The organism is Lysinibacillus sp. Ag94, from assembly GCF_023242215.1.
Classification (GTDB): Bacteria; Bacillota; Bacilli; order Bacillales_A; family Planococcaceae; genus Lysinibacillus.
The window spans coordinates 504,480-518,638 of record NZ_CP096780.1 but is presented as its reverse complement, the minus strand read 5'-3'; the positions used below and the strand labels follow the sequence as shown (position 1 = coordinate 518,638).

Genomic DNA, 14,159 nt, shown 5'->3' with positions numbered 1-14,159 from the left:
TCGTTGCGCTGCTAAACTCGGGTTTTCCGCCGCTAAAAGTGCTCGCTTCGCTGCTAAACCTGTGGGTTGCGCCGCTAAAAGTGTTCATTTCGCTGCTAATCTCGTGCGTTGCGCCGCTAAAGTGCTCACTTCGCTTTTTCGCGATTCTATCAGCGATGTTTGCGGTTCTATCATTGATATTCGCGGTTCTATCAGCGATGTTCGCGATTCTATCAGCGATGTTCGCGATTCTATCAGCGATGTTCGCGATTCTATCAGCGATGTTCGCGATTCTATCAGCGATGTTCGCGATTCTATCAGCGATGTTCGCGATTCTATCAGCGATGTTCGTGGTTCTAAAACTGTGTGTTCCGCCGCTAAAATACCAAACCCATTAAACGAAAAGAGCTACAGCGTTTACTTTTGATCGCTGTAGCTCTTCGTTATTATTGTTTTGAGTAATATTCTAAAATTCCTTTGTAGATTGATTCCGCAAATAACTCAAGATATTTATCATCTGTCAACTTAGCACGGTCTTCACTATTTGTTAGGAAGCCTAGCTCGACTAGAATGGATGGAATAATCGTATTAGCAACTACGGTGTAATTCTTTTGTCTGACCTTACGATTTTCCATATTTACGTTTTTAACAATTTGGTTGTTTACAAATGTCGCAAGTTCAATATCTTCTTGATACATATCACCTGGTGTTTTAGCGTAATACGTTTCGGTACCTTTTGCTTTAGTACTATCTGCAGAGTTAACATGGATACTAACGAAGATTTCGCCGTAATTATCATGTGCAAAGTCAATATGTTTTTGTGGCGGAGAGAACGTATCTCCAGTACGAGGCATCAATACCTTTGCCCCTGCAGCCTCCAGTTTTCCCTTGACAAGAGTACTAACCTTTAATGTAATGTCTTTTTCTGTAATAGAACCATAAGAAGTTCCTGGGTCACTACCACCATGACCTGGATCAATAATGATAATTCGATCTTTTAACGGATTACCACTTTGATTTAATAGCTTTAAATAGGATTTATGGACATACCCTGTTTGACCTTGATAAGTAACTTGTGCCCAATAACCGTTAATACTGTTCACTTTAACATAATCGCCCTTTTTCAGCTTACTTACTACCGCAGATGTAGCATTAGCTTCTTGGCGAATATTTAAATTATCAACTGTCACCCGACCTAATAGATCCCCAGAAACTGTTGGTGGGGTTGGATCTGGTTTTGGATCTGGTGTTGGATCTGGAGTTGAAGGCTTTTCCACCTCAACGTCCGCTGTACTATTAGCCACGATATAACCAGGTACACCGTTCACTACAGTTAGATGGTAACCACTTACCGTCTTATAAACAGGTAAATTCATTTTACTATTCACAGTTGAAATAACCTTTGATGAAGAGGTTGGTTTTGCGTAAAGATTAATATTTTGTGTTGTTGCTACTTGCTTTTGAACATTTCCTAATGCGTTACCATCTGCATCTAGAAACTGTGTATATGTTTTATAAATATAAGCAAAGGTATCTTTATAGGAAACTTTCAACCAATCTCCCTCAACGGCATAGACTGATAGTTTACCACCTTTGTTTACTGTACCTACTATATTAGTAGTAGATGAAGAATCTTTGGATTTACGAATATTTAATCCGTCAGTAGTTGCAGAAACTAAGCCAATGACCTGTGATGAATCAGGTACAGCTACAACTTTAGCAGGGATAGCTAAACGATATTTTTCTTCTTTCGCACGCGCTACAAATAACGCAAACTGTTTACGTGTCACTTGTTCATTTGGATTGTAATTTTGATTACTTCCCTTGGTAATACCATTATAGTAAATCGTATTCACATATGAAACGTATGGATGATTATTGCCTACGTCTACAAAAGGAGAATCGATATTTTCATGCTCACTCATATCGAGCTTAAACGCATTTGTTAACACATAACTCATTTCATCACGAGTTAACGGTTTGTTTGGCAAAAATTGCCCCTTTGTATTTGTTTTAAAGAGACCAGACTGTATAGCGCGTTCTACATAGCCTGAAAGCTCCGTGCCGGCCTTTACATCCGTGAAGCTTGATTTATTAACAACTAGTGGCTTTTTGCCTGATGCCACAACAACCATCTTGGCAACTTGTCCACGCGTTACGGTGTTGTTAGGTTTATAATACGTTTTGCCCTTTTCTTTATACCCTTTAATAACACCTAAATTTACTAAATAATTAATTTCTTCATATGCGTCATCTTTGTTCGTAACATCTACAAAACTGCCACTTGCTTGTGCACTATTTATTGTAAATATTGAAGCAGAAACGAAAAGGACGCATAATATAAGACTAATTTTCTTAAAATACAATGTCTTATTTCCTCCTTTCTTGTTCTACCATTAATATTAACAAAATTTCCTAGACAAAACTATTACGCATATGGAATTATTATACCAAAATTTTAAATTATTGAATTCAACTCTATAATGATCATCGCAAGATGCTAAATGTAAACAAAAAGCGCTACATCGTCTACTATTGAACGATGTAGCGCTTCATTATTATTGTTTTGAGTAATATTCTAAAATTCCTTTGTAGATAGACTCAGCGAATAACTCAACATATTGATCATCCGTCATTTTAGCTCGGTCTTCGTTATTTGTTAGGAAGCCTAGTTCGACTAAGATAGATGGGATAAGCATGTTGCGAATTACATAGTATTGCTGTTCTTTGACACCACGATTTTTCATATTTAAGTTATTTACGATTTGATTGTTTACAAATGTAGCTAAATCAATATCTTCCTTAAACATATCTCCTGTTGTCACTGCATAATATGTCTCAGTACCTTGCGCAGAAGTATTTGCTGCTGAGTTTACATGGATACTTATGAAGATTTCACCATAATTAGCATTTGTAAAATCAACGCGGTCTTGTAATGACGGATACGTATCTCCTGTACGAGTGATAGATACCTTCGCGCCTGCAGCTTCTAGCTTTTGCTTTACAAGTGTGCTGACCTTTAATGTAATAGCTTTTTCGGAATTAGAACCTACAACAGTTCCAGGATCCTTACCACCATGACCTGGATCAAGAATGATAATACGATCTTTCAACGGATTACCATTTTGATTTAGTAGCTTTATATAAGATTTATGGATATACCCTGTTTGACCTTGATAAGTAACTTGTGCCCAATAACCGTTAATACTGTTCACTTGAACATATTCGCCTTTTTTTAACTTACTTACTACCGCCGAAGTAGCGTTAGCTTCTTTACGAATATTTAAATTGTCAACTGTCACTCGACCTAATAGATCCCCAGAAATTGTTGGTGGAGTTGGATCTGGTTTTGGTTTTGGTTCTGGTTCTGGTTTTGGTTTTGGTTTTGGTTCTGGGGTAGAAGGTTTTTCTACCTCAACGTCCGTTGTACTATTAGCCACGATATAGCCTGGTACACCATTTACTACAGTTAGATGGTAACCACTTACCGTCTTATAAACAGGTAAATTCACTTTACTATTCACAGTCGAAATAACCTTTGATGAAGAGGTTGGTTTTGCGTAAAGATTAATATTTTGTGTTGTCGTAACTTGCTTTTGGACATTTCCTAATGCGTTACCATCTGCATCTAAAAACTGCGCATACGTTTTATAAATATAAGCAAAGGTATCTTTATAGGAAACTTTTAACCAATCTCCTTCAACGGCATAGACTGATAGTTTACCACCTTTGTTTATTGTACCTACTATATTAGCAGTAGATGAAGAATCTTTGGACTTACGAATATTTAATCCGTCAGTTGTTGCAGAAACTAAGCCAATGACCTGTGATGAATCAGGTGTAGCTACACCTTTAACAGGGATATCTAAACGATATTTTTCTTCTTTCGCACGCGCTACAAATAACGCAAACTGTTTACGTGTCACTTGATCATTTGGATTATATTTTTGATTACTTCCCTTTGTAATACCATTATAGTAAATCGTATTCACATATGAAACGTACGGATGAGTAATACCTACGTCTACAAAAGGAGAATCGATGTTTTCATACTCGCTTGTATCAAGCTTAAACGCTTTTGTTAATACATAACTCATTTCATCACGAGTTAAAGGTTTGTTTGGTAAGAATTGTCCCTTGATATTTGTTTTAAAAAAGCCAAGCTGTACAGCACGTTCCACATAGCCTGAAAGCTCTGTGCCGACTGCTACATCTGAGAAGTTTGATTTATTAACAACTAGTGGCTTGTTACCTGAAGCAACAACAACCATCTTGGCAACTTGTCCACGCGTTACGTTATTATAAGGTTTATAATACGTTTTGCCCTTTTCTGTATATCCTTTAATAACACCTAAACTTACTAAATAATTGATTTCTTCATATGCGTCATCCTTGTTCGTAACATCTACAAAACCGCCACTTGCTTGTGCACTATTTATTGTAAACATTGAAGCAGAAACGAAAAGGACGCATAATATAAGACAAATTTTTTTGAGATACAATGTCTTATTTCCTCCCTTCTTGTTCTACCATTAATATTAGCAAAATTTCACTGGTAAAACTATCATATGGATGAAAGTGTTACAACTTAAATTCTAAATAATAGAATTTAAGTTTACCGATGCTCATAGTATTTAAAGTATCAAACAAAAAGAGCTACATCGTTCATATTGAACAATGTAGCCCATTTTATTATTTTTTCGCGTAGTATTGTGAAATTCCTTTGTAGATAGAATCAGCAAATAACTCAGCATATTTATCATTCGTCAATTTACCGCGGTCTTCATCATTTGTTAGGAAGCCTAATTCGACTAAGATGGCGGGAATAATCGTGTTGCGAATAACATAGTATTGCTGTTCTTTAACACCACGATTTTTCATATTTAAGTTATTAACGATTTGATTGTTTACAAATGTCGCAAGATCAATGTCTTCTTGATACATATCACCTGTTGAAATTGCATAATATGTTTCAGTACCTAATGCAGCAGTATTTGCTGCTGAGTTAACATGGATACTTACGAAGATTTCACCGTAATTATTATTTGTAAAGTCAACACGGTCTTGTAACGAAGGATACGTATCTCCTGTACGAGTCATATATACCTTCGCACCTGCAGCCTCTAGCTTTTGCTTCACAAGTGTGCCGACTTTTAATGTGATAGCTTTTTCGGAATAAGCACCTACAACAGTTCCAGGGTCCTTACCACCATGACCAGGATCAAGAATGATAATTCGATTTTTCAGTGGATTACCGCTTTGATTTAGAAGCTTTAAGTATGATTTATGGACATACCCTTTTTGACCTTGATAAGTAACTTGTGCCCAATAACCGTTAATACTGTTTACTTGAATATATTCGCCCTTTTTCAGCTTACCTAGTACCGTAGAAGTAGAGTTAGCTTCTTTGCGAATATTTAAACTATCAACCGTCACTCGACCTAAAACATCACCAGAAACTGTAGGTGGAGTTGGATCTGGAGTAGAAGGTTTTTCTACTTCAACATCCTCTGTACTATTAGCCACGACATAGCCTGGTATACCGTTTACTACAGTTAGATGGTAGCCACTGACTGTCTTATAAACTGGTAATTTCGTCTTGCTATTAACTGTTGTAATAACTTTAGATGAAGAAGTTGGTTTTACGTAAACATTTAAATTTTGTGTTGCAGTAACTTGCTTTTGGACATTCCCTAATGCGTTACCGTCAGCATCTAAAAACTGTGCATACGCTTTATGAATATAAGCAAATGCACCTTTATAAGTAACCTTTAACCAGTCCCCTTCAACTGCATAGACTGATAGTTTACCGCCTTTGTTTACTGTACCTACTATATTAGCAGTAGATGAAGAATCTTTTGATTTACGAATATTTAATCCGTCAGTTGTGACAGAAACTAAGCCAATGACCTGTGTTGTATCAGGTACACCTACACCTTTAACTGGTAGCTCTAAACGATACTTTTCACTTTTTGCACGCGCTATAAATAATGCAAACTGCGCACGTGTCACTTTGTTATTTGGATAATAATTTTGACCCGTTCCCTTTGTAATACCGTTATAGTATATCGTATTCACAAATGTAACATATGGATGAGTAATACCTACATCTACAAAAGGAGAATCGATATTTTGATATTCACTTGTATCAAGTTTAAAGGCTTTTGTTAATACATAACTCATTTCATCGCGAGTTAAAGGCTTATCCGGTAAAAATTGCCCCTGAGTATTTGTTTTAAATAGTCCAAGCTGTATAGCGCGTTCTACATAGCCTGAAAGCTCTGTGCCTACTTTTACATCAGAGAAGCTTGATTTATTGACAACTAGTGGTTTGTTACCTGAAGCAATTACAGCCATCTTGGCAACTTGTCCACGCGTTACGTTATTATAAGGTTTATAATACGTTTTGCCGTTTTCCGTATATCCTTTAATAACACCTAAACTAACTAAATAATTGATCTCTTCATATGCTTCTTGATCTTTAGGAACATCTACAAACCCACCACTTGCTTGGGCACTATGTATTGTAAACATAGAAGCTGAAATGAATAAGACGCATAATATAAGACTGACTTTCTTGAGGTTCAATGTCTTATTTCCTCCCTTCCTGTTCTCGTGTTCATTTTAGCAAAATTGCACCGACAAAACTATCATACGAACGTAACTATTAACTGTTTTCTAGGCACCACTCCTATTTTTGGTAATTTTCATAAAAAGAAGAGAGTCTGCAAGTGCAAACTCTCCTCAATCTATACATTATATAAAAGAACTTCCTTGCAATGTATTACTTTAAACGTAGCCCTTGTCTAAGTAATACGGAATTTGATTATTATTGTTATTTTTGTGCGCGTTCAATAAACGTTTGAAGTTGAGAAATTTTTAACATCTCATCGTAACCGAAGTTACCATTTCCGTTACCTTCTGTAATACCATTTGAAGCAAGAATTGAAATAAATTCATTTGCCCAATGATTTGCAGGAGCATCAGCAAATGTTACAACATTGCCTTGTTGCTTTAATCCGAAGGCCTGTACTAAAACTTTCGAGATTTGAGCACGTGTTATCGGTGAAGATGGATTAAATTTGCCACTACCATCACCAGCAAAGATACCTAACTTCGATACAGCAGCAATTGCACCAGCATGTTCATTTGTTGGCTTTACGTCTGTAAAATTCGTATTTTTATCGGATGTATCCAAGTTAAGTGCTTTAGCAATTTGCACTGCCACTTCAGCACGAGAAGCATAAACTGTAAAATCAATCGCAGCTTCCTTTACTTCTTCTTTAACAGCTTCTGCTTGTTCACTATCAAATGTTGCTACACGTTTAGCACCAATGTAACGAGAACCCCAATAATAAGGATCATCTACATTTGAGTAACTAACACCTTTACCTGTTTGTGAATGGATCATTTTCCCTTCACCCATGTAAATAGCTACATGCGAAACTCCTTTACCACTAGTATTGAAGAATAGTAAATCTCCAACTTGAAGATCCTTCTTTGCTACAGCAGTACCTTGTTGATATTGCGAGCCTGAAGTACGGTTTAATTCAATACCTAAATCTGCAAAGACTTTAGATGTATATCCTGAGCAATCGAGCCCTTTAGTAGTTGTACCTCCATAAAGATATGGAACACCTAAATATTGTGACGCTGTATCAGTTACATCAGATGTTGTGGCTGCTTCAGCTTTATCTATTTGAGTTGTTGTAAATAACATGAAAGATGCAAAAACCGGTAATAACCATTTCTTTTTCATATATTCGGTATACCCCTCTCAGAACTTTTTTGCCTATAAATAGACTATCATAAAAGATGCTATTTTAACTTTTCAATTGTGTAACGGTTTTTAAAGCACAAAAAAACACTGATATACCAACGTTTCGTGGTTTATCAGCGCTAAAATATGGGTATTAAATAATGGATAATCGGGATTTTTGTAACATTCCTGTAATATTAGCTGCGCTTTGTCACAATAGATTGCAAATTTTAGTGGAATTCCAATTTTCAGTTGTTAAATATGCGCATTTCCGATTCGATTTTTCGTTTTATGCGATAGGGCCCGTGTGGTATTTCTTTTGCTTTGCGCGGGGATTTGCCTATGCTTCGCGACGGTTCTCCTTTGCTCACAGGGATTCACCTATGCTCCGCGAGTATTGGCTTATGTTGGTATTGGCCGCTAATAGTGTGACTTGCGCCACTAAAACCCGAAATTCCGCTGCTAACCAAGCAAGGAACGCCGCTAAAACTTGAAATTCCGCCGCTAATTGGCCTATGCTCAGCGAGTATTTGCCTAGCTTCGCGATGATTCTCCTGCTCCACGGGGATTCGCCTTTGCTCCGCGAGCATTGGCTTATGTTGGTATTGGCCGCTAAAAGTGTGAGTTGCGCCACTAAAACTTGAAATTCCGCCGCTAACCAAGCAAGGAACGCCGCTAAAACCTGAAATTCCGCCGCTAACCAAGCAAGGAACTCCACTAAAACTTGAAATTCCGCCGCTAATTGACCTATGCCCCGCGAGAATTTGCCTCAGCTTCGCGACGATTCTCCTGCTCACAGGGATTCGCCTTTGCCCCGAGGGTATTCTCATGCTTTACGCAGGTCCCTTCTTCACTTCACGGGTTTTTCCTCATTCCGCCGCACATTCTATTGACTAGAAAATAACTGCACCCAATAGTAATATCCATTGCTATCAACTGCAATTGCGACCCCGGTATTTGTGTAATTTTCTCGTAAAATATTTTCACGATGTGCTGGTGAAGCCATCCATGCTTTGACGGCAGCTTCGGATGTTGGAATTTTTCTTCCTATATTCTCTCCTAAGCTCGTGTATGGATAATCGAATAATGTTGCTAAATCCCAGGGCATCCCGTAGTAAGGGGATTCGTGCTCAAAATAATGTCGATTCACCATATCCTGAGCCTTAATAACGGCAATTTGTGTTAAAGCTGCATCATAGTTAAGGGGGTGTAGCTTTCTTTTTTGTCGTTCGACATTGACTAAACGTATTACATCATTAGACATGGTTGGTGAAAAACATTTTGTCGGAATATAAGACTTGGATAAATAATCGTAGGCTACCTCGAGATTTGTTACCTTCGTTGAAAAGTCGAGACTTCTTTCAACCAAAGAAGCAAATTGAGCACGTGTTACTAATCGATTTGGTGCAAATTGCTGTGCGTTAATCCCTTTAATAACACCAACATCTGCAAGCGATTCAATATAGTCTTTTGCCCAATGTCCTTCCTTAACATCGCTAAACTTACTATGATTTTGAGAATCGACTTCAATTTGATACGCGAGTGTTAACATTTTGGCAATTTGTGCACGTTGTAAAGGTGCATCAGGGTTGAAGCAATCACCATTTTGTAATATCTTTAATTCCACTAAGGCACAAATTTCTTTGTAGTACGGGTGATTATCCGATAAGTCCGTAAAATTAGGCGTATAATCGGTATCCAGTTTTAGCTTCATGGAACGAGCAATTGCAGCGGCAGCCTCTGCCCTAGTAATCGGTTGTTCTGGTCTAAAGAAGCCATCCTGATAATTTGTCATATAATGCTTTTCTAGCATATGTTCTATTGAGCTTTTTGCCCAATGTGATTGTGAAACATCTTTTGCAATATTAGCTGCCAATACTTCTTCAGATGTGTTTGTCAGAGGCACAGCATATGATGTAGTTAGCAAAAAAAGAGACATACCAACAACACTAGATACTTTTTTTAACATAGCTATCTCCTCCTTCGTTTAATTATGTATAGTAATCTAATGGCACAAATCCCCCACCACATGTTTTCCTAACGACCAAATTAGGGATCGTATCCATACTCATGTTTGTTTTCCCTCATGGCCCACACGACATAGGAGAAAAAGCACTGTTACCATTCTAATTCGCGATTTAAAGGTCCTCACACCCAACTTTGGTTGGCGAAACATTCATATTCCATTATTACCTAATTTTGACTTTATTGTTTCAAAAAAAGGACCATCACCAAAACGTGTGGTTGATTTCCGTTTCGAATGGCGCTTTCCTGGGGGCGTCCGATGAGCCGCTTTTGGTGCTGCCGCTACGTTAACACTACGCTTTCGCACAGAAAACATCCGCTGCGCTGCAGGGTCTCATCTGTGACGCTGATCCCCGAGGAGTCGCCCAGTCTCCACTCCAATCAACTATTTACATAGTAGACGTTTTAACAAAAGTCATCCACAACTTTTGGTGATGAACCTCAAAAAAACTACTCTAAGATTGAAAACACCTTAAGAGTGAGTCTTCCCATTTATTCAACGCTAATTATATAGAAATCGTCTTCAGCTTTTTGTAAAGTGCGGTATAGGAATAAAGCCATTTGACCGCGACGAACATCTGTATAGGGTGAAAATGTAGTCGCACTTGTTCCTTGTGTAATCCCATAATTTAATAACGTTTGAATATACCTATTAGTTTCATTTTCTTTTGTAAAATCTGAAAAAGGTGCAGATAATGTTGTTGCCTGCTGTAAATTAAAGCCGATTGTCAATATCTTTGCCATTTGACTTCGATTCATAAAATGATCTGGATTATAATTTGTTCCTTTTTGAATAATACCCTTTTCGGCAAGCGCGGCAATATGACCGTAATATTTATGAGAGGTCGGTACATCACTGAAGCCAGGATTTACTACATTTTTTGTCTCCAATTTTAGAGCTTCAGCCAAAAAGTATGCCGCTTCCCCTCGTGTTAAATTTTGATAAGGACTAAACGTAGTCGATGTTGTCCCAAATACAATGCCCTGGCTATATAATTCACTAACTGCCTTGTATAGTTCAACTTCACTTCCGTTTTTTTTTATATCTGTAAATGGCATTGCAGCTGCTTCTGCAGGCACTGCTGCAAAAAAGGGAACAACTACTGCCGCGGTTGCAAGTGCCCATGCTTTATGTATCTTCTTAGTCGACAAATGAATGCTTCCCTTCCTTATTATAAAGAAAGAAAAGAGGGACCTGCCCTCTCTCCTTATAATAAACCTAATGTTTTTAAGTGCTCTTGTAAAATACGATAATTATATACTAAATCCTGCTGCTCAAGAGTAAGTGCGTCGTATAGTTTTTGTGCAGCCAGTACTTTCTTTTCAAACGTTTTAGCGTCTGGGTCCAGCTCACCAATCGCATTCACCACTTTTAACACTGCTGCTACATCTTTTTCTGCTTTCTTTAAAACATCGTAGTTAAGAACTTGTCCTTTTACTTTAGAATCTAATGCTTTATATGCAGCAGAAGCGTTCGCTACATCTTGAATATATGAGCTAGAAGCCGGATTAAGACCAGCTATAATCGCAACAACTTTCTTTACTTCACTCATATTTTTCTCAGCTTCAAGCAAAATATTGTAATTAGATACTCGTTGCTTATCTGTAGTACTTAAGCTATCGTAATCTTTTCGTACAGATTCTATCATACCAAAATATAATTTGTCGCTTGGCTTTAAGGCTGCAATACTTTGATAAACTTTAATAACATTATCTAATGAAAGAAGTAGCTGCTCGTTATAAACATATTTACGTTGAGTGGCAGTAAGATTATCATATGCTTTTAATACCTTTTGATATTGGCTGTCCATATTTTTCGATGTCATCAGTTTATCAATCTCATTGACAACACTAATGACAGGCTTAATAATTTTTTCTTGCTCTTGCAATGTTTTATAGTTTTCAACCGCATATTGTTGATCTTTCGGTAATGCATTATATGCTGCACGTATCTCTTCAATACGTTTAATATATTGATTTGCAGGGACAGTTGGAAGCTCATCAATCATACGCTTTACATTTCCTGCACCTAAGATGCTTGCTTCAGCAGCTTGTAATAAATTGTAGTTTGTCACATATTGCTGCATGTCCTTACTTAGAGCATCGTATAGTGCTCGAGCTTGTACTGTATCCGCATTGAACGTTTTACTAGAAGGCTTTAACTTGCCTATTAATTCAATCACTTTAGCAGTTGGCTCATAGCCTTGTAAAATAGCAATATTGTTGACATATAGCTTTTGGTCTTTTGTCAGCTTATCGTACGCTTTTCGCGCTGAGTTTACTTGACTGACAAATTTACTTGTGCCCGGCTCTATTCCATCAATTTGCACCATAGTATTTAAAATTGCTTTTACTTCTTTTTCACGATCTGTTAACACCTTCACATTAGAGACAAGCTTTTTCTGTCCTGAATTTAGTTTATCGTAAGCAACGCGAGCATTCATAAGCTTCGTTAAATAATCTGGATCATTAGGCACTGCCGCATCTATTAATGCAATAACTGTATGTGCAGATTTCAGCTCAGTCTCAGCTGTGACAAGCTTTTCATAGTTTGTGACAGCTTTTTGCTTTTCTGGTGGTAATGCATCGTAATTTTTGCGTGCAGAATCTAAATCATTTAAAAATGTTTTACTCGTCGGTTTCAATGTTTCAATCAAGCCTATTAATGTAGCAACATCCTCAACTGCTGTTAGCTGATTGTAGTTTGTTACGCGTTTTTGTGAGGCAGAGTCTAATGCATTGTATGCCTTACGTGCTGCCAAAACCTTTTTTGTATAATCCTTATTTGCTGGATTTAAAGCTGCAATTGCATTAATAACCTTCACAACATTGGCATTATTTTTTTCATACGTTGTTAATGTCTTGGATTGTGTTACTAATTTTTTCGCATTTTTATCCATCGTTTTATATTCTGCAGACATCGCTGCTACTTTCCCTACAAACGTTGCATCCGGCTCATTAGCTAAAGCGATAACACGATTGTCGAAATCTTTAGCTGTTGTAATATAGCCATTCGCGGTTTGAAGAGCAGGATAATTCGTTACAAGTTGTTGCCCGTTTGATGATAGTTTCCCATAATCTGCAGTTAACTGTGTCACTACTTCCGTATATGTTTTTTGCGATGTATTCAAAGCCATGATACGTGTCACAATATCCATCGCCTCTACTTGATCCTTCAACGATTTATAGTTTTTCACATATTCGCGTTTTGCAGGATCTAGCTTTAAGTAAGCAGTATTAGCAGCCTTCGCTTTTGTAGTATAATCCTTTGCAGTTGGGTCTAACTTTTCCACTAGCGCAATTACTTTATCAGCTGTAGATTGGTTGGCTAACACTTCTGTATATTTTTTATACGGTGTAACCGCTGCACTATTTGGATTATGCGCTATAACAATTTTCTTTTGGTCAGCTGTGAGCTTGTTCAGTTCAGTCGTTATACCATCTGTGATTTCCTTAATTTTAGTAGCATCAGAATTTGGATCACTTAGGGTTAATACAAGCGTTTCTAATTGTTTAACTGTTTTGTCTACTACAGTTGCATCATCAACCATTTTTAAAAGTTTTGTAATATCTGCCCCGTTACTTTTGAAATAAGCAATGAGTGCAGCCCCTTCATAATCATATTGGAGGGACTTACCCGTAACATCTTTAACGATAGCTCTAGCTTTATTGTTCGTTGCAGTATTAACAGCACCTTTAAATGTTTGTTGAACAGATAAATAGGTTTTATCAGCATCCGTTGCTCCTAAAAACGTCTGATATCTATTCCATGTATCATTAACATCCTTAATGAAAGTTTTACTAGTATAAGAGATACCTTTAATACTTGTACCAATGTTCTTAAGATCGCTTAACAAAATTATTTGTTTCTCTATATAGTTGTATTTAGCTGTAATAAATTCGATTTCATCAGCGTCAAAATTATCGCTTAAAAATGCTAAATCTCTTTTGGCAGCAGCCATTTCTGCTGTTGTCGATTTTTCAGATAGTTTTCCATATTGTGCAATAGTTTGTGATTTAGCGTTTGCATTTGTTGCTGCTATATTCACATTAGCTACTTGATTTTCCTGAGAGATTGTTTGAGGTTGTCCTTCTTGAGCATTGGCAATCGCCGTCGGAGTTAGTAATAGACTTGTTATTACACCAACCTGTATTTGTTTTTTCAAAATGCCCACCCTTTCTTTTATATAGGTAAATAGATATGTATCATTTATTTCTAATTTGCTACCTTTTGTATCGGTGCATTTTATCCTATTTCAAGCTAATCTATTAAAGAAGCCCATCCTCTTCACTAACAGAAATATTTTTTAGATTGAATAGTCTTTTTATAGGAAGTTATTGTTAGGATACTATATAATTGAATTATGTGCATTGTTCTGGAAGAAATTTTGGCAAA

The 14,159-nt window shown here is 37.1% G+C and carries 8 protein-coding genes; 1 reads left to right on the top strand and 7 read right to left on the bottom strand.

What is annotated here, in order from left to right:
• Nucleotides 1-61: 61 nt before the first annotated feature.
• Nucleotides 62-406, top strand: coding sequence for a hypothetical protein (locus MY533_RS02270; RefSeq protein ID WP_248717867.1), 345 nt, complete (start codon nt 62-64; stop codon nt 404-406).
• Between the two features lie 19 nt (nt 407-425).
• Here the strand turns inward: MY533_RS02270 and MY533_RS02265 are convergent, their stop codons facing one another.
• The 7 genes from MY533_RS02265 to MY533_RS02235 form a co-directional block, all read right to left on the bottom strand.
• Complete coding sequence (locus tag MY533_RS02265) at nt 426-2,345, bottom strand: N-acetylmuramoyl-L-alanine amidase (protein ID WP_248717866.1); 1,920 nt, start codon at nt 2,343-2,345, stop codon at nt 426-428.
• Nucleotides 2,346-2,537: 192 nt separating this feature from the next.
• Nucleotides 2,538-4,481, bottom strand: a complete 1,944-nt coding sequence (locus MY533_RS02260; RefSeq protein WP_248717865.1) for an N-acetylmuramoyl-L-alanine amidase — start codon at nt 4,479-4,481, stop codon at nt 2,538-2,540.
• Between the two features lie 190 nt (nt 4,482-4,671).
• Nucleotides 4,672-6,567, bottom strand: a complete 1,896-nt coding sequence (locus MY533_RS02255; RefSeq protein WP_248717864.1) for an N-acetylmuramoyl-L-alanine amidase — start codon at nt 6,565-6,567, stop codon at nt 4,672-4,674.
• 247 nt (nt 6,568-6,814) lie between these two features.
• Complete coding sequence (locus tag MY533_RS02250; RefSeq protein ID WP_248717863.1) at nt 6,815-7,738, bottom strand: C40 family peptidase; 924 nt, start codon at nt 7,736-7,738, stop codon at nt 6,815-6,817.
• A gap of 886 nt (nt 7,739-8,624) precedes the next feature.
• Nucleotides 8,625-9,707: a CAP and S-layer homology domain-containing protein gene (locus MY533_RS02245; RefSeq protein ID WP_248717862.1), complete on the bottom strand. Its 1,083-nt coding sequence runs from the start codon at nt 9,705-9,707 to the stop codon at nt 8,625-8,627.
• A 548-nt stretch (nt 9,708-10,255) separates the two neighbouring features.
• Nucleotides 10,256-10,915 carry an S-layer homology domain-containing protein gene (locus MY533_RS02240; RefSeq protein ID WP_248717861.1) on the bottom strand — a complete coding sequence of 220 codons (660 nt, stop codon included), beginning with the start codon at nt 10,913-10,915 and terminating at the stop codon, nt 10,256-10,258.
• Between the two features lie 56 nt (nt 10,916-10,971).
• On the bottom strand, nt 10,972-13,929 hold the full coding sequence (locus MY533_RS02235; protein ID WP_371873292.1) for a hypothetical protein: 2,958 nt from the start codon (nt 13,927-13,929) through the stop codon (nt 10,972-10,974).
• Nucleotides 13,930-14,159 lie beyond the last annotated feature (230 nt).

What these genes read in the sequence shown, in the direction of transcription:
- MY533_RS02250 (WP_248717863.1), bottom strand. Translation starts at nt 7,738, where the DNA reads ATGAAAAAGAAATGGTTATTACCGGTTTTTGCATCTTTCATGTTATTT.
- MY533_RS02245 (WP_248717862.1), bottom strand. Translation starts at nt 9,707, where the DNA reads ATGTTAAAAAAAGTATCTAGTGTTGTTGGTATGTCTCTTTTTTTGCTA.